Here is a 24,519-nt window from a genome sequence, read left to right as displayed (position 1 = left end):
CCGGATCTATCCGCGCGTCGACATGACCGGCGGCGAGCGTGGTGCGCCGTCCTTCCCCGACGTCGAGCGCACCGTGCTGCAGTACTGGGATGCCGACGACACCTTCCGTGCGTCTGTCGAGAAACGATCCCGGGCGGAAGAGTTCGTGTTCTACGACGGCCCGCCGTTCGCCAACGGTCTGCCGCACTACGGACATCTGCTCACCGGCTACGTCAAGGACGTCGTCCCGCGCTATCAGACCATGCGGGGCAAGAAGGTCGAACGCCGGTTCGGTTGGGACACACACGGTCTGCCCGCCGAATTGGAGGCCGAACGCCAGCTCGGGATCACCGACAAATCGGAGATCGAGAAGATGGGCATGGAGCGGTTCAACGACTTCTGCCGCGACTCGGTGCTGCGTTACACCGGTGAGTGGCGCGACTATGTGACCCGCCAGGCCCGTTGGGTCGACTTCGACAACGACTACAAGACCCTTGACATCGACTACATGGAGTCGGTGATGTGGGCGTTCAAACGCCTGTGGGACAAGGGCTTGATCTACCAGGGCTATCGGGTGCTGCCATACAGCTGGTACGAGCAGACCCCGCTGAGCAACCAGGAGTCCAAGCTCGACGACGCCTACCGGATGCGACAGGATCCGGCGGTGACGGTGACCATGCCGCTCGTGGCTCCCGGCAGCCCGCTCGACGGCGTGAACGCGTTGATCTGGACGACCACCCCGTGGACGTTGCCGAGTAACCTCGCGATCGCGGTGAATCCGAAAGTCACCTACGTCCACGTGCGCGCCGCCGACGGGCACGACTACCTGCTCGCCGAGGCGTTGCTGGGTGCGTATGCGGGCGAGCTCGGCGACACCACCGAACTCGGCCGGTACCCGGGCGCGGAGCTGGCCGACCTGCGCTACCTGCCGCCGTTCGATTTCTTTGTCGGACACCCGAATTCCCATCGAGTATTGCTCGGAGACTATGTCACCACCGACAGCGGCACCGGCATCGTGCACCTGGCTCCCGCGTTCGGTGAAGAGGACATGGAGCTGGCCACCGCCAACGGCATCGAGGTCGTACAGCCGCTCGATCCGGGGGGCCGGTTCACCTCGGCGGTGCCGACGTATGAGGGGGAGATGGTCTTCGACGCCAACCCGGCAATCATCAAGGACCTCAAGGCCGGTGGCGGTCACGTCCAGGCCGGGCCCGACGGGCGGAGCGGGCGCATCCTTCGGCACGAGACCATCGAGCACTCCTATCCGCATTCGTGGCGGTCGGGAAAGCCGTTGATCTACATGGCCGTTCCGTCGTGGTTCGTCGCGGTCACCCCGATCAAGGAGCGCATGCTCGAACTCAACAAGCAGATCACCTGGGCGCCCGACCACATCCGCGACGGCCAGTTCGGCAAGTGGCTCGAAGGTGCCCGTGACTGGAACATCAGCCGAAATCGGTTCTGGGGTGCGCCGATCCCGGTGTGGGTCTCCGACGACCCGGATCATCCACGCACCGATGTCTACGGATCGCTCGACGAGCTCGAGCGCGACTTCGGGGTGCGTCCGGACAATCTGCACCGGCCCTACATCGACGAGCTGACCCGGCCCAATCCCGACGATCCCACCGGCGCGTCGACGATGCGTCGTGTGCCCGAGGTCTTCGACTGCTGGTTCGAGTCGGGTTCGATGCCGTTCGCGCAGGTGCACTACCCGTTCGAGAACGCCGACTGGTTCGACGGCGACGCCGACGCGAGCCTGGCGCCGCACAATCCGGGCGACTTCATCGTCGAGTACAACGGTCAGACCCGGGGCTGGTTCTACAACCTGCACGTGCTGGCCACCGCGCTCTTCGATCGTCCCGCATTCAAAAGTGTTGTCGCGCACGGAATCGTGCTCGGCGACGACGGGCAGAAGATGAGCAAGTCCAAGCGCAACTACCCCGACGTCAACGAGGTCTTCGACCGCGACGGCAGCGATGCGATGCGCTGGTTCCTGATGGCCTCGCCGGTGCTGCGGGGCGGTAACCTCGTCGTCACCGAGAAGGGCATCCGCGAGGGTGTGCGACAGGCGTTGCTGCCGTTGTGGAATGCCTACAGTTTCTTGGCGCTCTACGCCGAGAAGCCGGCGAGCTGGCGGACCGATTCGACCAACGTGCTCGACCGCTACATCCTGGCCAAGCTCGCGCTGACCCGGGACGAGATGACCGCCGCGCTCGATGCCTACGACATCGCCGGCGCGTGTGATTCGTTGCGGCGCTTCGTCGAATCACTGACGAACTGGTATGTGCGCCGGTCCCGGGCCCGGTTCTGGGCCGGTCAGGACGCGGACGCCGATGCCTTCGACACCCTCTACACGGTGCTCGAGGTGGCCTCTCGCCTTGCCGCGCCGCTGTTGCCGATGGCCACCGAGGCGATCTGGCGTGGGCTCACCGGCGAGCGGTCGGTGCACCTGACCGACTGGCCCACCGCCGACGAGTTGCCCGCCGACACGGCGCTGGTGGCGGCGATGGACGAGGTGCAGGCGGTGTGCTCGACGGCGTCGAGTGTGCGCAAGGCCAACAAGTTGCGGGTGCGCCTGCCCCTGCCGGGGCTGACCGTGGCCTCGCCGACGGCCGGGCAACTCGAGCCGTTCACCGACCTGATCGCCGACGAGATGAACGTGAAGTCGGTGTCGCTGTCCACCGACGCCGATGCCTACGGCCGACAGGAACTCGCGGTGAACGCGCGGACTGCGGGCCCACGGCTGGGCAAGGACGTGCAGCGGGTCATCAAGGCGGTCAAGGCCGGCGACTGGGCGGTGCGCACCACCGACGACGGCACCGAGGTGGTCAGTGCCGCCGGTATCGACCTCGAGCCCGGCGAGTACACGCGCCGGCTCGTCGCGCAGGAGCCCGAATCGACCGCCGAATTGCCCGGGGGCGCAGGGTTGGTCGTTCTCGACACCGCGGTCACTCCGGAGCTCGAGGCCGAGGGATGGGCCAAGGACCGGGTCCGCGAGCTCCAGGAGGCCCGGCGCTCGCTGGGTCTCGACGTCTCGGATCGGATCGAGGTGCGTCTGGTGGTGCCCGCCGAACGTCTGGACTGGGCCCGCACCCACGCCGACCTGATCGCCGGGGAGATCCTCGCGGTCGCCTTCGAGGTCGTACAGTCCGACACGCCGGGCGGCATCGAACTCGGCGACGGTGTGTCCGCCGACATCACCCGCGCCGCCACCTGAGCCGCGCTGCGCGGTACTCCCGATCGCCCGCATGCGTCACGCGTGCGGGCGATCGGCGTCTCGAGGGGAGATTCTGGGGGATATCTCAGTGGGCAGCCGACCCACCCAGCGCACGCCTGCTCGACTGCAGAGCCGACCGCAGTGCCTCGACCTCGGTCTCGTCGAGATCGGCGACCATCCGGGTCTCGATGGCCGTGATCGCCGGCTCCAGACGTTCGACGGTCTCGTGGCCGTGGTCGGTCAGGTACAGCCGCATCTGCCTGCGGCTGTGCGGGTCGGTCTCGCGTCGGACGAATTGCCGTTCCTCGAGCACCGCGGTGATCCGGGCCATCGTCTGCGGTCGCACGAACGAATTGCGGGCGAGTTCGGCCGACGTCAGCCCCGGCCGGCGCGCCAGCACGGTCAGGGCGGTGTATTGCACCGGTGTCAGTCCCTCGCCGCCGACCACCTCGTCCATCCGGGCGCGCACCGCCAACTCCAGCTGCTTGACGAGGTAGAGCAGGGTGGCGTTGCTGGTGGGCATAGGTGACTCTCTCGCGACGGTGACTATACGGGGCGGTGAGGGTGTAGGGCGGGCGGCGGACGTGAAGCGGTGGCGAACTCGACCTTGATTATGCAGAACCGCCGCGTCACCCCGCCGCAACCCCGGCGAGGTACCCGCCGTCGGAGAGGAGGTAAGCGCCACACTCTTGCGCGGACGTGATCAAACCGTCAGTATTGCTGTTATCAGCTTTGCTGATAGTTGGGCAGCGTCATCCACGCCGCCTCCTCGGCTCGGAAAGGTCCCGCCCATGACCCAGAGAACGCTCGTCACCGGACAGGTTGCCGACAGATACGTCCTCGACAGACGGACGCTGATCGCCGCGGCGGCGGCGATCGCCCTGGCGCAGGCTGCGTTGGCCATGCCCGCAGTGCTCAACGGGCTCTTCCAGGACGATCTCGGCACCAGTGCGTCACAGCTCACCTGGATCTCCGCGGCGTTCCTGGTCCCGGTCACCCTATTCGAGCTCACCTTCGGGGTGCTGGGAGATCTGTTCGGCCGCAAGCGATTACTGATCATCGGCACCATCGTTCTGGGTATCGGTCAGCTGATCGGCTTCCTCACCCCGGGCGCCGACGTCGACACCTCGATCCGAGTGGCCGTGCTGCTCGTCGGCCAGGTGCTCACCGGTGTCGGCGCGGCCGCGATCATGCCCACCACCCTGGCGATGGTCGCGGCGGGCACGCACACGGCCCACGACCGCGCCCGCGCGATCTCGGTGTGGGCCGCGGCGCTGGCCACCGGCAGCTTCGTGTCCCCGGTGCTGGGCGGTTTCCTCGCCCGCTATCCCTTCGCGGGCACCGACACCGCGGGTTGGCGATGGGGTTTCCTGGCGGTGGCCGTGCTCGCGGTTCCGTGCCTGATCGTGACGCTCACGATGGCCACCACGTCCTCGGCTCCCACGGGGCGATCGTTGGACTGGCCGGGTCAGATCACCGTCGCGATCTCGCTATTCGCCCTGCTCTACGCGGTGATCCAGGGGTCGACGACCGGCTACGGCGCCCCGGACATCATCGGCGCATTCGTCGTCGCCGCACTGTCGGCCGTCGCGTTCATCATCGTCGAGCGTCGTGCACCGGCGCCGCTGTTACGTCTGGACCTGTTCGGCAACCGGGCGTTCAGCGTCGCGGCGATCGCCACCGTGCTGGGCAGTTTCGCGTTGCTCGGCACCGCCTACATCACCAGCATCAGATTGGCGGCCATCCAGGGGTTTTCGCCCTTGGTGACGTCGATCGCGTTCGTCATCCTCAACGGCATGACCCTGCTCACCGCACCGCTGGTCGCCCGCCTGCTGGTCCGCCACAACGCGCGATGGCTCATGGCGGGTGGTTTCGGTCTGATCGCGATCGGTGACCTCTGGGCCGCGTCGATCCCGGCGGCAACGATGTCGCTCGGCCTGATCCTGCCGCCGATCGCGGTCGTCGGGCTCGGCTTCGCGCTCGCGCTGCAGGCGGTCACCGCCGTGGCCGTCAACACCGTGCCCACGCACCTGGCCGGGATGGCCAGCGGCACCACGAGTCTGCTGCGCGACTTCGGCTTCACCCTCGGGCCGTCGGTGATCGGGGCGATCGCACTGACCCAGGCCGCCAACGCCATCCAGGCGAAGCTCAACGCATCCGAAGATCTTCGCAATGCCTTGCAGGCCTTCGATTCGGCGCCCGCCCACGCGTCCGGCGCCACCCGCGAGTCCCTCGAAGCAGCCGTCGGCGCGGTCCACTCGGGCCCGCTGGGCGCCAACGGGGTTCCGGCGACGGTGATGGTCGACGGAAAGTCCATGCCGCTCAACCCTTTGCAGTCGGTTGCCTTCGATGCGCTCGATCATTCATACTCGATGGCCTTCGTGGTGTGTGCCGGCGCGGCCCTGCTCGCCACCCTCATCGTCGGCATCGGGTTCACCGGGGTCGATCCGCGGGGCCGCGTCAGCGGCGAACCCGAGACCGTATGACCAACCCACGACTTCTCCGGAGGCATCGAATGTCAGTGCTTGCCAACCCGACCGTGGCACGGGTCGTCGCGCGGGGAATGCAGTGGGGGATGGGTCGTGCGGCGCGGCGCACGACCACTCGGGCGCGGTCGCGATTCCCCGGGCACCGAGCCACCACCGAGCCGCTGCGGATACCGAGCACTCCGGGTTCGGTCACGGCAACGATCTATCGTCCGGCCCGCACCGACCGCACACCGCCGGTGTATGTGAACCTGCACGGTGGTGGATATGTCATGGGGGTGAGGGAGCAGGACGACCCGGTGTGTCGGCTGCTGGCGGTGGAGGCCGGCGTCGTGGTCGTCAACGTCGACTACGCTCTCGCCCCGCAGCATCGGTTTCCGCAACCGCCCGAGCAGATTCACGAGATCCTCGTCTGGATCGCCGAGCACGGCAGCGAGCACGGTTGGGACGGCACCCGGCTGGTCGTCGGCGGTCAGAGTGCCGGCGGCGCGCTCGCGGCGGCCGGGGCGCGGCTCGCACTCGAGCGCGGTGGCCCAGCGATCTCGTTGCAGGTCCTGCACTATCCGCCACTGGATCTGACGGTCCCCGCGGGCGCCAAGCATTCACCACTGGCTCGTCCGATGCTCCGACCGTGGATGGGTACGGTGTTCGACGCCGCCTACGTCCCCGACGTCACGCAGCGGTCCGATCGGCTGGTCTCACCCGCCGGCGGCGCCGACGAGGCCGATCTCACCGGTATCGCACCCGCTCTGGTCATCGTGGCGCACAACGACATCCTGGCCGAGGAGGGACGGAGATATGCCCGGCGGCTCGAGGCCGCCGGGGCGTTGCGCGGGCTCCTCGAGGTCCCCGACGCCGATCACGGGTACGACGTCGACGACGACGTCAAGGCGCTCTCGTCGTACGGATGGATCGCCGAGCGGGTACTCGTCGCGACTGCCGTCGAGGCACCTCCGTCAGCGGAACACCGATGACAGGACCGCGTCGATCTGGGCGGTGAACAAGTGCTCGGGAACGGAGAACGTCTCCGAGCCGTATTGGCCGAACACCTCCAGCGAGGTGGCCCCGATCACCGCGGCCCACAGCAGGGTGCCGGTGACGAGGGCGGCATCGGGTAGGTCGTTGCCGAACTCGGCGCGGATGGCGTCGAGATCGGCCGACAGCGCGGGGGAGACCTCGCAGTCCGGGGTGGCGAGGACGCCCGCGTCGTGTGCGGCTGCGAGTTCGGCGATGAGCCGTGCGATCACGCGGGTGCCGGGGGTGACGGTACGGTCGGCGGGCGCCGCATATCCGGGGACGGGGCTGCCGTAGAGGAGTGCCCAGCGCGCCGGGTCGTCGACGGCCCAGATCCGGATTGCCTTGGCAGCAGCCATGATCCGGCCGCGATGGTCCTCGGTGTCGATACGGTCGGTGGCGGCGTCGACCGACTCGGCGAGATGGGTGTACCCCTCGACGAGCAGCCGGGTGAGCAGTTCGTCGCGACTGGGGACGTAGCGGTAGACCGCCGAGGAGACCACGCCGAGTTCCCGCGCGATCGCGCGCAGAGACAGTCCCGCGGCGCCGTGGGTGCTCAGATGTTCTCGACCGAGCCGCAGGATCTCGGTCTCCATCGTCTGCCGGTTCTCGGCTCGGGTGCGGGGGGCGCGTGTCGTCGGTCCGGGCATGGCGACCATCATCGCACAATGCGAGAGCATTGCTCTTGTTTTTTGGATCGGGTGCGCGCATACTCGAAACGAGAGCGGTGCTCTCTTCGACGAAAGGTTTTCCCCGATGACCCATTACCTCCCGCCCACGACGACCGATTCCCGAATGAATGCCCTCGTCCGCTGGCTGACCGACCACGGCTTCTCGCTCGCCGGCGCCCAGACCCTGACCGTGATCGGTCGCACCTCCGGTGCGCCGCAGAGGATTCCGGTCAATCCACTTGTCCTCGACGGCGTCGAGTACCTGGTGGCGGTGCGTGGCGCCACCCAATGGGTCCGCAATGCGCGCGTGGCGGGTTCGGGTGAACTGCGTCGTGGCCGGCGCTCGCGCCGGGTTGTGCTCGTCGAGGTGCCCGCGGCCGACCGGGCCGCGATCATCCGTCGCTACCTCGACAAGTGGGGGTGGGAGGTCGGGCGGTTCCTGCCGGAGGGACTCGGGGTCGACGCGACCGAGGCGCAGCTCGTGGAGCATGCCGAACAGATCCCGGTCTTCGCCGTCTCTGCCGCCTGACCGTCCGCTGCCACGTGTGCCGACGCCGTGACGATCGGCGGGCGGGGCAGGACTTAGTCTGCAAGGGTGTCGGAGTCTGCAGGAGTCCCGGGGATCGCCGGTCGGGATGACGCCACCGAGCGCAGCGAGCGGGATGGCACCGAGCGCAGCGAGCGGGATGGCACCGAGCGCAGCGAGCGGGATGGCACCGAGCGCAGCGAGCGGGATGGCACCGAGCGCAGCGAGCAGGATGGCACCGAGCGCAGCGAGCGGTGGGTGATGCATCTCGACATGGACGCCTTCTTCGCCTCCGTCGAACAGCTCACGCGCCCGACCCTGCGGGGCAGGCCGGTGCTGGTCGGCGGTATCGGTGGGCGGGGGGTGGTCGCGGGTGCGAGCTATGCGGCGCGGGCCTACGGTGCGTCGTCGGCGATGCCTATGCATCAGGCGCGCCGACTAGTCGGCGCGTCCGCGGTGGTGCTCCCGCCGCGCGGCGCCGTCTATCGGGTTGTCAGTGAGCGGATCTTCGCGCTCGTCCGCGAGACGGTGGGTGTGATCGAGATGTTGTCCTTCGACGAGGCGTTCGCCGAACCCGAGGTCCTCGTCGGATGCACCGCCGCGCAGGCACACGCGTTCGCCGACGATATCCGGCGGCGCATCCGCGACGAGGTCGGCCTGGCCGCGTCGGTGGGGTTCGGCTCGGGCAAGCAGATCGCCAAGATCGCTTCCGGGATGGCCAAACCCGATGGCGTGATGGTGATCTCGCCCAGCCGTGAACTGGCGTTCCTGCATGCGCTACCGGTCCGAAAACTGTGGGGGATCGGACCGGTGTCCGGGGATCGTCTGTCCCGGTTGGGTATCGACACGATCGGCGACCTCGCGGCCCTGTCGGAGGTCGAGGTCGCCTCGGTGCTCGGTTCCACCATCGGTCCGGCGCTGCACCGGCTCGCTCAGGGCATCGACGATCGGCCGGTCACCGAACGTGCTGCGGCCAAACAGATCTCGGCCGAATCCACCTTCGCCGCCGACATCGTGTCCATGGCGGGACTGCGGCCGGCGATCGATCGGTCGGCCGCCGACGCGCACCGTCGGCTCGTCGCCGACGGGCGTGGTGCCCGCACCGTCGTGCTCAAACTCAAACGTGCCGACATGTCGGTACTCACCCGCAGTTTCACGCTGCCCGCGGCCACCAGCGATCTCGACTCACTCACCGCGGTGGCCCGGCGCCTGGCCCTCGATCCCGAGTCGATTGGACCGATTCGCCTTGTCGGAGTGGGCTATTCCGGTCTCAGTGACACCGAGCAGTATGCGTTGTTCGACGACGTCGCGGCCCCGGCCGGGCAGGTGCCCGGCATGTCCACGCGCACCACGGAGTCCGCGCCCGGTGCCGACGGCATCGAGAACAGTGACGGCGGTGACGGCATCGAGGACGGTGGCGGCACGGGGGCGGGCGGCGGTGCAGCGAACGCAGCGCCGCGCAACGAGTGGGCGACCGGCAACGATGTGACCCACCGCGACCACGGGCACGGTTGGGTGCAGGGTGCCGGGCACGGTGTGGTCACCGTGCGGTTCGAAACCAGGACCACCGGGCCCGGTCCGGCGCGTACCTTCGCCGCCGACGATCCCGATCTGCGCCGTGCGGACCCGATCGACAGTCTGGACTGGTCGAGCGGGTGAGCGCACGGGCTCCCGGCGCGCAATCGCCCAGTCGCCCAGGCGCTCAGTCGTCCCGCGGCTCGGATGCGGAGAAGAAGTCGGCGACCTCGTCGGCGTCGCAGCCGGTGGTGAGCAGCGCCTGCAGGGCCACGCGTGCCTGAGGTGCGCGCAGCCACCTCGAGACGATCGCCCCGGCACGCTCGAGATCCACCGCGCCACCCCCGCCGCCGTAGGTGGCAACCACCGGGCCGTAGGGCACCCGGGTGGTGACGACCACGACCACCCCGCGCTGCCGCGCCAGGCTGACCTCGGCGGTGATGTCGGGATGGGTGTTGCCCGAACCGGTCCCGGCGAGCACGATGCCCGCGGCGTTCTGCGACACCGATGCGGCGATGAGTCCCGGTGAGACACCCGGATACAAGGTGTAGGCGTCGACGCGGACCGGACGGCCACCCGGCAGTGGACCGGTCAGCAATGGTCGTGGCAACGAATCGTGCACGGAATCGAAGACATCGAGATCGACCGTGGAGGCCTTGAACGCCCCGCGCGCCGCGGTGATCCGACCGCCGAGGACGATCTGCACCCCGAGCGAGCGCGAGTCCGGATCGGCGGCATGCGCCAACGCCGACGCGATGTTGGCCGGGCCGTCGGCGTGCGGGTCGTCGGCCGGTCGTTGCGCGCCGGTGAAGACCACCGGGCGGGGATCGGCGGCGACGAGGTCGGCGAGGAAGGCGGTCTCCTCCATCGTGTCGGTGCCATGGGTCACCACCACCCCGTCGATGTCGGGGTCGGCGAGCGCGTCGGCGATCGCGGCGACCACGCGGAACTGTTCGGTCGGTGTCATCGCCGAACTGTCCACCGACATCAGATCGACCGGAACGATCTGTGGTTCGAACGTTCCCTCGATGAGCGCCCCGTGCGCGGCCGACTCATCAGCGGTGGCCAGCAGGTCGTCGGCGGAGAGCACCGGCACCGCACCGTCGGTTCCGGTGCGGGCCGCGACGGTGCCGCCGGTGGTGATCAGGGCGATGCGTGCGTGCGGCGTGGGTGCCATGGATCACAGGTTGCGGGAACCCGCCGACGGCGTCAACCGTTGCGGTCGTGGTGTCCGGCACGCCGGTGCCGTGCGACGGTTTGGCATAGTGGTGTCACCGTTGACCCATCCGGACAGGGTGGGAGCAACCGCGACAAGTCGTAAGGATGACCGCGCCGGTGACGGCGGGGTCGCACAGACAGTGAGGGAGATCGTTGAAGTTTCCGAAGTTCGTGGGTGCCGTCATGATCACGGCCGCGGTGACCGTCAGCGTTGCAGCGTGTAGCAGCGACGACAGTGCCGACGACATCCCCACCGTCGCCCAGACCACCACCAGCAGCGCCGCCTCGACCGCAGGCGGCGGGACGAACGTCACCGATGCGAGCAATCCGCCGTCGGTGGCGACCCTGAACCAGATGCTGCAGACCGCGCTCGACCCGAACGTGCCGAATGCGCAGAAGACGCAGCTGGTGCAGAACTCGCAGAAGGACCCGGCCGTCTTCGACAAGCTGGTGCAGGCGCGCAAGGAGAACCCGGACGTCACGTATCAGATCCGCGGTCCGGTGACCACCGATGGACCCAACCGGGCGAGTGTTCGGGTGCAGGTCAAACTGCCCGACCAGCAGCCGCAGGACATCGACGCGCAGATCGTCTACGACGGTGGGCGCTGGAAGCTCGCCAGCAGCTTCGTCTGCCCGCTGATCACCACCAATGGTGTGACCAGCGCGATGTGCCCGACGTCGTCGAGTACCCGTCCGTCGAGCTGATCGCGCACTTGATCAACGAGCGCAGGGCCCCGACTCCTCGAGTCGGGGCCCTGCGGCGTTTCTGCGGTGGCGGCGATTCCGATGAGCTCGGGGCTCGGAGCTCGGGGCTCCGGGGCGATGGAGGTGTGCGGCCCGACAGGTCACTTCCAGTTCACGCTGAACCCGATGCGTTGTAGTAGCGGCTGGTCGGGGTCGGCGCCGACCAGTTCTCGCGCACCGCTGTAGTCGGCATGCCCGCCGACCGGCAATCCGCGGGTCAGGTCGACGGTGATCTCCCCGGACCCGGAATAGGAATACCGGGCGATCGTCAGGGTGGTGTTGCCGCCGGGGATGGTGAACACCGAGTTGATCGGTGACTCCTCGGCGGTGAAGGAGATGGTCAGGCGATTTCCGTCCCACGCGCTCAGCCGCGCCTCGATGGTCTGCGTCACCGTGGCGGCGCCGACGACGGTGCGTTCGCTACGCCACGTCGCGCCGACGCCGATCGGGTCGGTGGGCAGCACGATCGAATCCTGCAGGGTCTGCACCAGCGACTGTTCGAGCGCACGACGTGCGGGCGCCGACGACGCGTCGGTCGGCCGCAGACGTAGCGACATCGGGCTCAGCGCCGGCCCGAAGGCGATCCCGGCGACGCTGCCCTTCGCCTTCGCGAGCTGGTCGGTCAGTTCGGGCTGCGTGGAGGTCGGTGTTCCGAGGACGAGGTGCAGTTCGGAGGTCGCCGTGCAGCCGAACCGGGCGGTCAGCGGGGTGGTGACCTCCTGGGTGGTCTGCGCGGTGGTGGAGACCTCGCTCGAGGTGGTCGACAGCGTCACCTGCTGTGCCGAACCGACGTCGGGTGCGGGTGTGGCGACTCGGGTGGGAGCCGCGCCGGGGGAGGTGAGCGTGACGGTCGCGGACGGGATCGGGATCGGCGTGGCCTGGGTCAGGCCCGTACCGGGGTCGGCGGCACACGGCCCGGACGGGGTCGGTGGTTGCGACGACGCTGCGGTATCGGTGCCGGAGCCACACGCGCTCACCGCCAGCGCGCCGGTGAGGATGGTCACCCAAACCGCGGCGGCCGGTCTGCGTGGCAGGCGGCGCCTGCGCCGGATCGGGCGTGCGGCGATCCTGGACGAAGCGGGCGTGGGGGACACGGCAGTCAGCGTATTGCACGCGTCAGGGATGATGGACGGGTGGACGACTCAGCGACCAACGGCACCACCTCGGGTGCCGACGAGCAGATGACGACCGCGACGACGGCGCCCCGCACGCATCGCGGCGCGAAGGTACTCGCCGTTCTGGCCGCCATCGCCGGTACCGTCGTCGCTCTCGACGTCATCACCAAAACCCTTGTGGTGGCCCTGATCACACCGGGCGAGCCGGTGCGGATCATCGGCGACACGGTGACCCTGCGTCTGGTGCGCAACAGTGGCGCGGCGTTCTCGATGGCGACCGGTTACACCTGGGTTCTCACGTTGATCGCCCTGGCGGTCGTGGCGGTCATCATCCGCTATGCCGGCCGCCTCCGATCGGGCTGGTGGATTCTCGGACTGGGCCTGGTTCTCGGTGGGGCACTGGGCAATCTGATCGACCGGATCTTCCGGGCGCCGGGCCCGCTGCGCGGGCATGTCGTCGACTTCGTGTCGGTGGGCTGGTGGCCGGTGTTCAACGTCGCGGACTCGGCGGTCGTGTGCGGGGCGGTGCTGCTGGTGATCCTGTCGCTGCTCGGATACGACCACGACGGCACCCGCTCGGGCTGGGCGGCCCGCAACGACCCGGACCCCGACGACCAGCCGGCGGAGGGCGATCACCGGGACACCGGCGCCGGCAGTGACACCGAGACCAACAAGAACACCGAGACCAACACGGACACCGAGACCGGGAGGAACGCCGATGCGTGAGTCGCGGGCGATGCCCATTCCCGACGGCCTCGACGGGATGCGGGCCGATGCCGGGGTGGCGCGGCTCCTGGGCCTGTCGCGCACGGTCGTGGGCCGTCTCGCCGACGACGGCGAGGTCACCGTCGACGGCGTCGCGGTCGGCAAGTCCCACAAACTGGTCGCCGGCGGTTGGCTCGATGTGCTGCTGCCCGCGCCGACCGAGCCGCTGCGGGTCGAGCCCACGCCGGTGGAGGACCTCTCGGTCGTCTATCACGACTCCGACATCATCGTCGTCGACAAACCGGTCGGGGTCGCCGCACATCCCTCGGTCGGTTGGAGCGGGCCGACCGTCGTCGGTGCGCTCGCCGCCGCGGGCTATCGGATCTCCACCTCGGGTGCCTCCGAGCGGCAGGGCATCGTGTCCCGGCTCGACGTCGGCACCTCCGGACTGATGGTGGTCGCGGTGTCCGAGCGTGCGTATTCGCTGCTCAAGCGCGCCTTCCGGGACCGCGAGGTCGACAAGGGGTATCACGCGCTGGTGCAGGGACACCTCGATCCGCCCGAGGGAACCATCGACGCCCCGATCGGCCGCCATCGCGGCAACGACTGGAAGTTCGCGGTCACCGCGGGCGGCAAGCCGAGCATCACCCACTACGACACCCTCGAGATGTTCGCGGCGGCGTCGCTGGTCGACATCCATCTAGAGACCGGCCGCACCCATCAGATCCGGGTGCACTTCTCGGCCCTGCACCATCCGTGTTGTGGTGATCTCACCTATGGGGCCGACCCGGTGCTCGCCGCGCGTCTGGGTCTCGACCGCCAGTGGCTGCACGCGCGGTCGCTGGGGTTCGCCCATCCCGCCGACGGTCGCCATGTCGAATACACCAGCCCGTATCCGAAGGATCTGCAGCACGCGCTCGACGTGCTGCGCGACGGCTGAGAGTCGCCCGGACCGGCGAGGCGATTCGACACGCCGGGCGTGACACACCGACGACGACACACCGCGTGCGGCGCCTCACCTGCCACAGCTTTCCCGCAGCGGCGCGCCCGGGCGTGGCTGTCGGTCGCAGCGCCTAGAGTTGGTGACGCCCTATCCCAAAGACTCGCACCAGAGGTGAGAAGCGTCCGTGGCAGACTCGTTTGTTCACCTGCACAACCACACCGAGTACTCGATGCTCGACGGCGCGGCCAAGGTGTCGCCGCTGTTCGCCGAGGCCAAGCGCCTGGGGATGACCGCGATCGGTATGACCGACCACGGCAACATGTTCGGTGCCAGCGAGTTCTACAACACCGCTGTGAAAAGCGACATCACGCCCATCATCGGCATCGAGGCCTATATCGCCCCGGAGTCGCGCTTCAACACCAAACGTGTGCTGTGGGGTACCCGCGACCAGAAGGACGACGACGTCTCCGGCTCGGGTGCCTATACCCACATGACGATGGTCGCCGAGAACGCCACGGGTCTGCGCAACCTGTTCAAGCTCTCGTCGTTGGCGTCGATCGAGGGACAGCTGGGCAAGTGGGCGCGGATGGACGCCGAGATCATCGCCGCGCACGCCGAGGGGATCATCGCCACCACCGGCTGCCCGTCGGGCGAGGTGCAGACGCGGCTGCGGCTCGGTCACGAGCGTGAAGCTCTCGAGGCGGCCGCGAAGTGGCAGGAGATCTTCGGCAAGGAGAACTTCTACCTCGAGCTGATGGAACACGGCCTGGAGATCGAGCGCCGGGTCCGCGACGGACTGCTCGAGATCGGTCGCAAACTCGGCATCAAACCCATCGTCACCAACGACTGCCATTACGTCACCAAGGAGCACGCTGCCGCGCACGAGGCGCTGCTGTGCGTGCAGACCGGCAAGACCCTCTCCGATCCCACCCGTTTCAAGTTCGACGGTGACGGCTACTACCTGAAGTCGGCCGAGGAGATGCGGGCGCAGTGGGATTCGGTCGTGCCCGGTGCCTGCGACAACACCCTGGAGATCGGCGAGCGGGTGCAGAGCTACGCCGACGTCTTCACCCACCGCGACCGGATGCCGGTCTTCCCGGTGCCCGAGGGTGATTCCCAGGAGACCTGGCTGCGCAAGGAGGTCGCCAAGGGCCTCAAGGAACGTCGCTTCCCCGACTCCGAGGTGCCCGCGGAGTACCAGGAGCGTGCGAACTACGAACTCGACGTCATCATCCAGATGGGATTCCCGGCCTACTTCCTGGTGGTCGGCGATCTCATCCGGCACGCGCAGGAGGTCGGCATCCGCGTCGGCCCGGGCCGCGGGTCGGCGGCCGGTTCGCTGGTCGCGTGGGCGCTGGGCATCACCAACATCGACCCGATCCCGCACGGACTGCTCTTCGAGCGATTCCTCAACCCCGAACGTGTGTCGATGCCCGATATCGACATCGACTTCGACGACCGCCGCCGCGGTGAGATGGTGCGCTACGCCACCGAACGGTGGGGCAGCGACAAGGTCGCCCAGGTCATCACCTTCGGCACGATCAAGACCAAGGCCGCGATCAAGGACTCGGCCAGGGTCCAGTTCGGCCAGCCCGGCTTCGCGATCGCCGACCGCATCACCAAGGCCCTGCCGCCGCCCATCATGGCCAAGGACATCCCGGTCTGGGGGATCACCAACCCCGAGCACGAGCGGTTCGGCGAGGCCACCGAGGTGCGCACGCTCATCGAGACCGACCCCGACGTCAAGAAGATCTACGACACCGCCCTCGGCCTCGAGGGCCTGATCCGCAATGCCGGCGTCCACGCCTGCGCGGTGATCATGTCCTCGGAGCCGCTCACCGACGCCATCCCGGTGTGGAAGCGCGCCCAGGACGGCGCGATCATCACCGGCTGGGACTATCCCTCGTGCGAGGCGATCGGCCTGCTGAAGATGGACTTCCTGGGACTGCGCAACCTCACCGTCATCGGTGACGCCCTGGAGAACATCAAGCTCAACCGCGGGATCGACCTCGACCTCGACACGCTGCCGCTCGAGGACCCGAAGACCTACGAGCTCCTCGCCCGTGGCGACACGCTCGGCGTGTTCCAGCTCGACGGCGCGGCCATGCGCGAATTGTTGAAGATGATGCAGCCCACCGGTTTCGAGGACATCGTCGCCGTCCTCGCGCTGTATCGCCCGGGCCCGATGGGTGTCAACGCGCACACCGACTACGCCAAGCGCAAGAACGGTTTGCAGCAGATCCGGCCGATTCACCCCCAACTCGAGGAACCGCTCAAGGAGATCCTCTCCGAGACCTATGGCCTGATCGTCTACCAAGAGCAGATCATGCAGATCGCGCAGAAGGTCGCCGGCTACTCGCTCGGACAAGCAGACCTGCTGCGCCGCGCGATGGGCAAGAAGAAGAAGGAGATCCTCGACGAGGCCTATGACGGCTTCGCAGAGGGCATGCGCAACAACGGGTTCTCGCAGGCGGCGATCACCGCCCTCTGGGACACGGTGTTGCCGTTCGCCGGGTATGCGTTCAACAAATCGCACGCCGCGGGCTACGGCCTGGTCTCCTTCTGGACCGCCTACCTCAAGGCCAACTATCCCGCCGAGTACATGGCCGGTCTGCTCACCTCGGTCGGCGACGACAAGGACAAGGCCGCGATCTACCTGGCCGATTGCCGCAAGCTCGGCATCACCGTGTTGCCGCCCGACGTCAACGAGTCGCAGCGCAACTTCGCCGCCGTCGGCACCGACATCCGCTTCGGTCTGGCCGCGATCCGCAACGTCGGGTCCGGGGTCGTCGGCTCGATCCTCGAGGCCCGGGAGTCGAAGGGGAAGTTCGCGAACTTCTCCGACTACCTCAACAAGATCGACGTCACCGCCTGCAACAAGAAGGTCACCGAGTCGCTGATCAAGGCCGGCGCCTTCGACTCGCTCGGCCATCCGCGCAAGGGTCTGTTCCTGATCCACACCGAGGCGGTCGAATCGGTGATCGGCACCAAGAAGGCCGAGGCGATCGGGCAGTTCGATCTGTTCGGCGGTGGCGACGAGTCGGCCGACGACAGTCTCGCCGAGGTGTTCGCGGTGCCCGTCCCCGACCAGGAGTGGGACACCAAACACAAGCTCACCCTGGAGCGAGAGATGTTGGGGCTCTACGTATCCGGGCATCCGTTGGCCGGCGTCGAGCACGCCATCGCCGCGCAGACCGACACCTCGATCACCCAACTGCTCGAGGGCAATGTGTCCGACGGTGCGCAGATCACGATCGGCGGCATCATCTCCACGGTCACCCGCCGGGTGAACAAGAAGGGCGAACCGTGGGCCGCGATCACCCTCGAGGACATGGTCGGTGGCGTGGAGGTCTACTTCTTCCCACGTTCGTTCCTGGCGTACGGCATGGACATCGCCCCGGACAACATCGTGCTCATCAAGGCTCGCGTGACCCTGCGCGACGACGACAAAATGATGATCAGCGCCAATGACCTCGCCGTCCCCGACCTCGACGTGGCGGGCACGACCAAGCCGGTCGCCCTGACGTTGCCGAGCCGACTGTGCACGCCGGATCGGGTCGCCGCACTCAAGCAGGTGTTGACCCGCCATCCCGGGACCGCCGACGTTCACGTCACCCTCGTCTCCGACGATCGCTCGACGCTGCTGTGCCTGACCGAATCGTTGCGGGTGACCCCGAGTTCGGCGCTCATGGGTGACCTCAAAGCGTTGCTCGGTCCGAGCTGCCTGGGCTGAGCTGCCCGGGCCGGCCCCGGGGACGCCCGGTGTCGGCACGCGTGCCGGGCGTGCCACGGGTACGCTCTGCGAAATGCCCGGTCACATCATCGTGCACGGTGACGACGCGCTGACGCTGCGGGTCACCGAGGAACTCGCCAGTGCCGGAGCGCGCATCATCACGCTGTCGGCACCCGGTGACCTCGCCGACGCCGACGTCGGGCAGGCCGCGGCAGTGGTGTGCGCCGGGTCGGATGACGCGGTGAACCTCGAGATCGCCCTGCTGGCACGCACTCTCGATCCGCACGTGCGGGTGGTCGCCAACCTGTCCAATGCGGTGCTGCGCGACGCGGTCGCCTCGGGCAACGGGCCGGGCGCCGTACTCGACGTCGCCGAACTCGCCGCCCCGTCGGTCGTCGAGGCATGTCTGGGACGTACGACGCACTCGATCCCGGTGGCGGGCAACGAGTTCGTGGTGTCCGGGGCCCATGCCCCGAGTGCGGGCACGCTGCGCGAGCTCTACGGCGACCTCGCGCCGGTGGCCGTGTTGCGCGCCGGATCCGGATCGGGTGCGGAGTCGGTCGTGCCGTGCCCGGGCCGCGATCTGCCGGTCGAACCGGGGGATTGGGTCGCGATGATCGGCACGGTCGACGACCTCGCCGCGCAGGGTGTGGAGATCGCCCCGGACCGGCGACGCACGCGCTCACGCCGTCCGCTCCCGCTGCGCGCGCTCGGCGCCGTCCGTGCGTTCCGCGACGACGTCAACCCGAACCTCTTTCGCGCGCTGGGTGTGTCGTTGACACTGTTGGCCTTTGCCACCATCCTGCTGCGCTTCACCTATCACCGGCCGGGGATGAGCCTGGTCGATGCGCTCTACTTCTCCACCGAGACCATCGCGACGGTCGGTTACGGCGATTTCAGCTTCGTCGGTCAGCCGACCTGGTTGCGATTGTTCGCGATCGGTCTGATGTTCGCCGGTGTCACCACCACCGCGGTGTTGATGGCCTTCGTCGCCGACCTGTTGCTGTCCCGCCGGATCGGTGCGTCCGCCGCACGTCGGCGCGTCCGAGACATGGCCGGTCACATCCTGGTCGTGGGGTTGGGGTCCTTCGGCATCCGGGTGGCGACCGACCTGCGGGCGCTCGGACACGAGGTGGTCGTGGTCGAACGCAACGACGACAACCGCTTCCTCGAGGTGGCGGCCGAACTCGACATCCCGGTGATCATCGGGGACGCGACGCTGCGGCGCACACTCGCCGATGCCGGTATCGACCGCGCATACGCGGTGGCCGTGCTCACCCACGACGACATGGTGAACATCGAGACCGGCATCATCCTGCGTGAGGTGCTCGGACGGCGCTGGTCCCGGTCGGGGGGACGGGCCGGCGTTCCGGTGGTGCTCCGCGTCTACGACCAGTCGTTGGGTGCGGCGGTCGCGCACCGCTTCGGGTTCGAGAACGTGCGGTCCACCGTCGAACTCGCCGCGCCCTGGTTCATCGGGGCGGCACTCGGCCTGCAGGTCATCTCCACGTTCTCGGTCGGACGGTATTCATTCATGGTCGGCGGCCTGTTCGTCCGGCGGGGCAGCGTCCTCGACGGCATGCTGCTCGCCGACCTGCCCACACGGACCCGCATCATCGCGATCATCCGGCGATCCGGGACCGTGCTGCATCCCCGACGCGACGACCGGCTGGCCGCCGAGGACACCGCGTACCTGGTCGGTCCGTATCACGAACTGCTCGACACGCTGCAGCGCAGCCGCTGAGACCGGTGCGTCCGCGTACCGAACCATCGCACGAAACCCTGGTTTCGGCTCGCCGAAACCTTGAGTGATGGTAGTGCTATATTCGGTATCACGGCAGTACGAAGACGCGTCGGCAGGAGTGCGCAGATGACCGCGATGATCGAGATGAATCCCGTTCGTGAGCATGCTCGCGCGGTGCGCACCGTCGACGTCGCGGGCGTGGCGTGGCCGGTGCACAAGCTTCAGGCGATCGCGGTGGCCGGGGTCGTCGGACTGATCTCGCTTCTGGTCCTCACCCCGGAACTGACCGCCTGGCTCTCCGGTGTCGCACTGGTGACGACGTGGCTCGTCGCCCGTCACCTACCCGGGAACGCGGCGACCGCCCCGGCGTCGAACCCGCCGGGGATCTCATAGATCCGTCCGTCGAAACCGGCACGGTAGAGCCGGCCCGCCGAGAAGCCGCGGTCCCCGCGGCCGTAACTCAGCACGCTGGACAGTCGAAGTCCTTGGGCCAGAACACAATACGATCCGGGTGCGGTGATCCGGACAATCTGCCCACCGGCATTGAACGGCACCACCGGACGATCCCGCGAGTCGAGGGTCAGGCCGTCGGGAGCTGCCAGGGTGTCCGCGCCACCGAGGGTGAGCAGACTCTGTACGACACGCGGATTCGCCGTCGAGATTCGGCTCACGCCCGGATTGGTGAAGGTGCGCGACACGTACAGCCATCCGTCGCCGCGACCGAGGACGGCGCCGTTGGCACTCGGTAGTGAACCCCACTGCGCATTGACCGCACCGTTCGGTGCGACGCGTCCGATGAGGTTGCCGAAGTCGTTGGTGGCATAGACGGTGCCGTTGGCCGCCACATCCATCCCGTCGGCGGCGGAGAGTCCGCCCACCCACGGTCGCAGGACGTTCGTCCGGGTATCCAGGCGCGCGATCGCACCCGGGCGGACCGTATCCCCGAGGACCACCCGTGGATCGGCGCCGTAACCGACGAGCAGCGTGCCGTCGGGCGCCCAGGCCAACGCCCCGGCACCACCGGAGGGAACGCGGGCGATCGCCCGGCCGGGTGCGCCCGGCTGGTCGAATCGGAACACCTGTCCGCTGATCAGATCGGTCGCATACGCGTGACCGGCGGCATCGACGGTCAGCCCCTCCAGCGCCGCGCCGGGGACGGCCCCGACGAGTCGGGCGGGCGCGCCGCCGCCGGCGCACACCGGCGCCGCCTGGGCCGGGGCGGTACCGAGGGCGCTGAGCACTCCGGCGGTCAGCACGCCACCACAAGCTGCGGCGAGTAGTCGGCGAGAACCGCGCCGGAGCGGGCGGGTGAGCAGGGTCCGGGCGAGCAGGGGCACGGGAGTTCCCTCCGCTGACATGGTGATCGGTGATCGGGCGGCGGGAACCGGTGTCTCGAGTCCTGCCGATACGCGCCGACGACCATGTGGTGGATGCGTTCTCGCCGAGTCTAGGCGCGTGCTGCGGCCCGGCGCAGGCAATTGCCCGGCGGGGCCATCGAGCCGGTGCCCGGCGGGCCGTCGAGCGTCCGCCCCGCGCGGTCCGGACAGCGCTGCCGGTGAGACCATGGGTGCCGTGAGCACACCGCACGTCAATGAGTCGCTGCAGCAGTCGGGGCCGGGTTTGTCGGCCGCGGCGATCGACGCGGCCGCCGCACGCATCGAGCCCGCGGTCGCCCACACCCCGCTTGAGGCGGCCCCGCGGATCAGCCGTGATGTCGGCGCGCAGGTCTACCTCAAGCGCGAGGATCTACAGACCGTCCGGTCCTACAAGATCCGCGGTGCCTACAACGTGATGGCGCAACTGTCCCCACAGGAGCGGTCGCGCGGGGTGGTTGCCGCGAGCGCGGGCAACCACGCCCAGGGGGTGGCCTACGCCTGCCGCACCATGCAGACGCCCGGCCGTATCTACGTGCCGACCACCACCCCGAAACAGAAGCGCGACCGGATTCGTTGGCACGGCGGCGATTACGTAGAGCTATTGGCGGTCGGCGACACCTACGACGCGGCCGCGGCCGCCGCCCAGGCCGACGTCCTGCGTACCGGTGCGGCCTGGATTCATGCCTTCGACGATCCGCGGACCGCCGCGGGTCAGGGCACGATCGCCCGGGAGGTCGTCGATCAACTCGGCCGCGCACCGGATGTCGTCGTCGCACCCGTCGGTGGTGGTGGTTGTCTGGCCGGGATGGCCACCTACTTCCGTTCGGTCTCGCGCGAGACCGTCATCGTCGGGGTCGAGCCGACCGGTGCCATCTCCCTCGCCGCCGCCCTGGTCGCCGGCGGACCGGTGACGCTCGATCGGATCGACCCGTTCGTCGACGGTGCGGCCGTCAAACGCATCGGCGCGCTCGGGCACCGCGCGATGGCCGATCTCGACGCATCGGTCACCGCCCACCCGGTCCTCGACGAGGTCCGCGCAGAGACCACGGCGCACACTCCGGTTCGGATACTGCCCGACGAGCCGGTGTCGTTGCCCGCGGGATCGGCACACATCACCCACGTCGACGAGGGCGCGATCTGCACGACGATGCTCGAGCTCTATCAGAACGAGGGCATCATCGCCGAACCGGCCGGAGCACTCGCGGTGACCGGCCTCTCGCAGCTGAAGCTGCCCGACGATGCCGTCGTGGTGTGCCTGGTCTCCGGCGGCAACAACGATGTCTCCCGCTACGGCGAGATCATCGAACGCTCGCTGGTCCACCAGGGGCTCAAGCACTACTTCCTCGTCGACTTCCCGCAGGAGCCGGGGGCGCTTCGGCGTTTCCTCGACGAGGTCCTCGGACCCGACGACGACATCACCCTGTTCGAGTACGTCAAGCGCAACAATCGCGAGACCGGCGCGGCACTCGTCGGTATCGAGCTCGGGGACCGCGACGGACTCGCCGGCCTGATGGACCGGATGGATCACTCGCGACTCAATTGTGAACGGCTCGAACCGGATTCGCCGGCATATCAGTATCTGACCTGACAGTGCATATCAGTACCTGACCTGACCGTGACGGCTACGAGGTCTCGGCCGATCACGGGTGACGGTTATGAGCGGCGGCGGCCGATCACCACATTGTGGCCGGGGCTGCGTATCCCGTCGTCGACCGATTCCACCGGCTCCCACCACAACACCGGCTCGAGGTCGATGGGCACGGTGAGAGGCTCGTCGGCCAGCACGCAGACGACCGACCACTGCGCCTCGGACGCGTCATCGCCGCGGTGCATCGCGAACCATCCCCCGGTGTCGTCGTGGTCGGTGTCGATGGATGCGAAATCGCTGCGGGAGAAGGCATCTGTGGACTTGCGCAGCGCGATCAGGTCGCGGTAGAAGTCCCGAACCCGGGAGTGTTCCGGCGTGTCGGGTTCCGACCAGTCCAGTTTGGAGCGCAGAAACGTCTCCGGATCCTGCGGGTCGGGGATGTCGTCGGTATCCCAACCGTGGTCCGCGAATTCGGCCTTGCGGCCGTTGCGGGTGGCCTCGGCGAGCTCGGGTTCGGGATGGGAGGTGAAGAACGCGAATGGCGTACCGGCGGCCCACTCCTCACCCATGAACAGCATCGGGGTGAACGGCGACAACAGCACCAGCGCCGCCTTGATCGCGAGCCGGCCGTGGTCGAGGTAGTGGCTCGGCCGATCACCGATCGCCCGGTTGCCGATTTGATCGTGGTCGCAGGTGTAGGCCACCAGCGCGGTGGTCGGGACCGTCTCCGGGATCGGTCTACCGTGGTGTCGGCCGCGGAAGGAGGAGTACGTCCCGTCGTGGAAGAAGCCGCCGCGCAACACCTTTGACAGACCCTCGAGACTGCCGAAATCCGCGTAGTAACCCTGCCGTTCCCCGGAGACGGCGGTGTGGATCGCGTGATGGATGTCGTCGTCCCATTGAGCGGTCAGACCATGGCCGTTGACCGTTCTGGGCAGGATCAGTCGCGGATCGTTGAGGTCGGACTCGGCGATGAGGGAGCAGGGACGGCCCAGCGAATCCGACAGTGCGTCGGCACCGACCGCGAGGGCTTCGAGCAGCGGATGGGCGCGGTGATCGACGAGGGCGTGTACCGCGTCCAACCGCAGTGCGTCGACGTGGAATTCGGTGAACCAGCGCAGCGCGTTCTGCAGGATGTAGGTGCGCACCTCGTCGGAGGACGGACCGTCGAGGTTCAGCGACGCACCCCAGCCGGTCGAACCGGCACCGAGGTACGGCCCGAAATCGGGGAGGTAATTGCCCGACGGCCCGAGGTGGTTGTAGACGACGTCGAGGACCACGGCCAGCCCCCGGACGTGACAGGCGTCGACGAAGCGGGCGAAGGCATCCGGGCCGCCGTACGGTTCGTGCACCGCATACCAGCCGACGCCGTCGTAGCCCCAGTTGTACTCACCGTTGAAGGCGTTGAGCGGCATGACCTCCACCGCATCGACGCCGAGCTCCACCAGGTCGTCGAGGTGCCCGATGGCCGAGTCGAGGGTCCCCTCGGGGGTGAAGGTGCCGATGTGGAGCTCGTAGAGCACGGCACCGCGGATGTCGCGACCGGTCCACTGCGCGTCGTGCCAGATCGACGGGTCGACCACATGGAACGCGGAGAGGCCGTGGACGCCGTCGGGCAGACGTACCGACCTCGGGTCGGGCAGCGCGCGCTCCTCGTCGTCGATGAGGAATCCGTACCGCAGGCACTCGGGATCGGTGTGTCCGAGTTCGCCGAGCGCCGTGGTCAGTACGGCCGGGTCGATCCGGTACCACCCGGGTGCGTCGGTGCCGATCATCGGCAGATCATGCGTGCCGGTCGGAGTGACGACCCGGGTGCGCATCCGTGTCGTCGCGGGCGCCCAGACCCGGAGGTCGGCCATGCCGCGAGGCGGTCGGAAGGGAGTCGCGTCGATTCTGTTGGAACGATTCCCGTGTTTCTCCTCACCTTGGACGCGTGACCAAGTTACTG

At 68.3% G+C, this 24,519-nt stretch carries 18 protein-coding genes; 12 read left to right on the top strand and 6 right to left on the bottom strand.

Translation table 11 applies throughout. The features are described 5' to 3' along the window. The first annotated feature begins 22 nt into the window (after positions 1–22). Positions 23–3,193 carry an isoleucine--tRNA ligase gene (gene ileS, locus GOPIP_RS14705; protein WP_210739515.1) on the top strand — a complete coding sequence of 1,057 codons (3,171 nt, stop codon included), beginning with the start codon at positions 23–25 and terminating at the stop codon, positions 3,191–3,193. Positions 3,194–3,278: 85 nt separating this feature from the next. On the opposite strand, the gene GOPIP_RS14700 is transcribed toward ileS, so the two are convergent. Next, complete coding sequence (locus GOPIP_RS14700) at positions 3,279–3,716, bottom strand: MarR family winged helix-turn-helix transcriptional regulator (RefSeq protein ID WP_006370492.1); 438 nt, start codon at positions 3,714–3,716, stop codon at positions 3,279–3,281. 268 nt (positions 3,717–3,984) lie between these two features. On the opposite strand from GOPIP_RS14700, the gene GOPIP_RS14695 reads away from it, so the two are divergent. Both GOPIP_RS14695 and GOPIP_RS14690 read left to right on the top strand, forming a co-directional pair. Then, positions 3,985–5,679 carry an MFS transporter gene (locus tag GOPIP_RS14695; RefSeq protein ID WP_006370491.1) on the top strand — a complete coding sequence of 565 codons (1,695 nt, stop codon included), beginning with the start codon at positions 3,985–3,987 and terminating at the stop codon, positions 5,677–5,679. Between the two features lie 29 nt (positions 5,680–5,708). Next, a complete protein-coding gene (locus tag GOPIP_RS14690) occupies positions 5,709–6,653 on the top strand; it encodes an alpha/beta hydrolase fold domain-containing protein (RefSeq protein ID WP_170320208.1) in 945 nt (314 codons plus the stop codon). Here GOPIP_RS14690 and GOPIP_RS14685 read toward each other — a convergent pair. Further along, entirely contained in the window at positions 6,636–7,373 is a 738-nt protein-coding gene (locus GOPIP_RS14685; protein WP_006370489.1) for a TetR/AcrR family transcriptional regulator, read from the bottom strand. The two genes, GOPIP_RS14690 and GOPIP_RS14685, sit on opposite strands and share 18 nt — an antisense overlap. 76 nt (positions 7,374–7,449) lie before the next feature. Here GOPIP_RS14685 and GOPIP_RS14680 point away from each other — a divergent pair, with 76 nt between their 5' ends. Both GOPIP_RS14680 and GOPIP_RS14675 read left to right on the top strand, forming a co-directional pair. Next, positions 7,450–7,893, top strand: coding sequence for a hypothetical protein (locus GOPIP_RS14680; RefSeq protein ID WP_006370488.1), 444 nt, complete (start codon positions 7,450–7,452; stop codon positions 7,891–7,893). A 66-nt stretch (positions 7,894–7,959) separates the two neighbouring features. Further along, positions 7,960–9,549, top strand: coding sequence for a DNA polymerase IV (locus GOPIP_RS14675; RefSeq protein ID WP_006370487.1), 1,590 nt, complete (start codon positions 7,960–7,962; stop codon positions 9,547–9,549). A gap of 43 nt (positions 9,550–9,592) precedes the next feature. Here GOPIP_RS14675 and GOPIP_RS14670 read toward each other — a convergent pair whose 3' ends face one another. Further along, positions 9,593–10,582, bottom strand: coding sequence for an asparaginase (locus GOPIP_RS14670; protein WP_006370486.1), 990 nt, complete (start codon positions 10,580–10,582; stop codon positions 9,593–9,595). A 194-nt stretch (positions 10,583–10,776) separates the two neighbouring features. Between GOPIP_RS14670 and GOPIP_RS14665 the strand changes: the two genes are divergently transcribed. Further along, on the top strand, positions 10,777–11,328 hold the full coding sequence (locus tag GOPIP_RS14665; protein ID WP_006370485.1) for a WKL family lipoprotein: 552 nt from the start codon (positions 10,777–10,779) through the stop codon (positions 11,326–11,328). 140 nt (positions 11,329–11,468) lie between these two features. Here the strand turns inward: GOPIP_RS14665 and GOPIP_RS14660 are convergent, their stop codons facing one another. Then, positions 11,469–12,371 carry a hypothetical protein gene (locus tag GOPIP_RS14660; RefSeq protein ID WP_006370484.1) on the bottom strand — a complete coding sequence of 301 codons (903 nt, stop codon included), beginning with the start codon at positions 12,369–12,371 and terminating at the stop codon, positions 11,469–11,471. A 129-nt stretch (positions 12,372–12,500) separates the two neighbouring features. On the opposite strand from GOPIP_RS14660, the gene lspA reads away from it, so the two are divergent. The 5 genes from lspA to GOPIP_RS14635 all read left to right on the top strand — a co-directional run bounded on the left by lspA (position 12,501) and on the right by GOPIP_RS14635 (position 20,000). Next, positions 12,501–13,208, top strand: a complete 708-nt coding sequence (gene lspA / locus GOPIP_RS14655; RefSeq protein ID WP_006370483.1) for a signal peptidase II — start codon at positions 12,501–12,503, stop codon at positions 13,206–13,208. Next, on the top strand, positions 13,201–14,127 hold the full coding sequence (locus GOPIP_RS14650) for an RluA family pseudouridine synthase (RefSeq protein ID WP_006370482.1): 927 nt from the start codon (positions 13,201–13,203) through the stop codon (positions 14,125–14,127). The genes lspA and GOPIP_RS14650 overlap by 8 nt, the downstream gene beginning before the upstream one ends. Positions 14,128–14,314: 187 nt before the next feature. Next, positions 14,315–17,863 (top strand): DNA polymerase III subunit alpha, encoded by a 3,549-nt coding sequence (gene dnaE / locus GOPIP_RS14645; RefSeq protein ID WP_006370481.1) that lies wholly within the window; start codon positions 14,315–14,317, stop codon positions 17,861–17,863. A 73-nt stretch (positions 17,864–17,936) separates the two neighbouring features. Continuing rightward, complete coding sequence (locus GOPIP_RS14640) at positions 17,937–19,607, top strand: NAD-binding protein (protein WP_006370480.1); 1,671 nt, start codon at positions 17,937–17,939, stop codon at positions 19,605–19,607. Positions 19,608–19,733: 126 nt separating this feature from the next. Next, a complete protein-coding gene (locus GOPIP_RS14635) occupies positions 19,734–20,000 on the top strand; it encodes a hypothetical protein (RefSeq protein ID WP_006370479.1) in 267 nt (88 codons plus the stop codon). On the opposite strand, the gene GOPIP_RS14630 is transcribed toward GOPIP_RS14635, so the two are convergent. Beyond that, a complete protein-coding gene (locus GOPIP_RS14630) occupies positions 19,943–20,944 on the bottom strand; it encodes an SMP-30/gluconolactonase/LRE family protein (RefSeq protein WP_014360334.1) in 1,002 nt (333 codons plus the stop codon). The two genes, GOPIP_RS14635 and GOPIP_RS14630, sit on opposite strands and share 58 nt — an antisense overlap. 226 nt (positions 20,945–21,170) lie before the next feature. On the opposite strand from GOPIP_RS14630, the gene ilvA reads away from it, so the two are divergent. Then, entirely contained in the window at positions 21,171–22,571 is a 1,401-nt protein-coding gene (gene ilvA / locus GOPIP_RS14625) for a threonine ammonia-lyase IlvA (protein WP_006370477.1), read from the top strand. Positions 22,572–22,636: 65 nt separating this feature from the next. On the opposite strand, the gene treZ is transcribed toward ilvA, so the two are convergent. Further along, entirely contained in the window at positions 22,637–24,430 is a 1,794-nt protein-coding gene (gene treZ, locus GOPIP_RS14620; protein WP_006370476.1) for a malto-oligosyltrehalose trehalohydrolase, read from the bottom strand. Positions 24,431–24,519: the final 89 nt, after the last annotated feature.

It is taken from the genome of Gordonia polyisoprenivorans NBRC 16320 = JCM 10675, from assembly GCF_000241325.1.
GTDB classification, from domain to species: Bacteria; Actinomycetota; Actinomycetes; order Mycobacteriales; family Mycobacteriaceae; genus Gordonia; species Gordonia polyisoprenivorans.
The sequence above is the reverse complement of the archived record's forward strand: the minus strand, read 5'-3'. Positions and strand labels throughout refer to the sequence as shown.

Excerpts from the sequence above, each read along its gene's own strand:
- ileS (WP_210739515.1), top strand. The coding sequence starts at position 23 with ATGACCGGCGGCGAGCGTGGTGCGCCGTCCTTCCCCGACGTCGAGCGC.
- GOPIP_RS14700 (WP_006370492.1), bottom strand. The coding sequence starts at position 3,716 with ATGCCCACCAGCAACGCCACCCTGCTCTACCTCGTCAAGCAGCTGGAG.
- GOPIP_RS14695 (WP_006370491.1), top strand. The coding sequence starts at position 3,985 with ATGACCCAGAGAACGCTCGTCACCGGACAGGTTGCCGACAGATACGTC.
- GOPIP_RS14690 (WP_170320208.1), top strand. The coding sequence starts at position 5,709 with ATGTCAGTGCTTGCCAACCCGACCGTGGCACGGGTCGTCGCGCGGGGA.
- GOPIP_RS14685 (WP_006370489.1), bottom strand. The coding sequence starts at position 7,373 with ATGCTCTCGCATTGTGCGATGATGGTCGCCATGCCCGGACCGACGACA.
- GOPIP_RS14680 (WP_006370488.1), top strand. The coding sequence starts at position 7,450 with ATGACCCATTACCTCCCGCCCACGACGACCGATTCCCGAATGAATGCC.
- GOPIP_RS14670 (WP_006370486.1), bottom strand. The coding sequence starts at position 10,582 with ATGGCACCCACGCCGCACGCACGCATCGCCCTGATCACCACCGGCGGC.
- GOPIP_RS14650 (WP_006370482.1), top strand. The coding sequence starts at position 13,201 with ATGCGTGAGTCGCGGGCGATGCCCATTCCCGACGGCCTCGACGGGATG.
- GOPIP_RS14640 (WP_006370480.1), top strand. The coding sequence starts at position 17,937 with ATGCCCGGTCACATCATCGTGCACGGTGACGACGCGCTGACGCTGCGG.
- GOPIP_RS14635 (WP_006370479.1), top strand. The coding sequence starts at position 19,734 with ATGACCGCGATGATCGAGATGAATCCCGTTCGTGAGCATGCTCGCGCG.
- ilvA (WP_006370477.1), top strand. The coding sequence starts at position 21,171 with ATGGGTGCCGTGAGCACACCGCACGTCAATGAGTCGCTGCAGCAGTCG.
- treZ (WP_006370476.1), bottom strand. The coding sequence starts at position 24,430 with ATGGCCGACCTCCGGGTCTGGGCGCCCGCGACGACACGGATGCGCACC.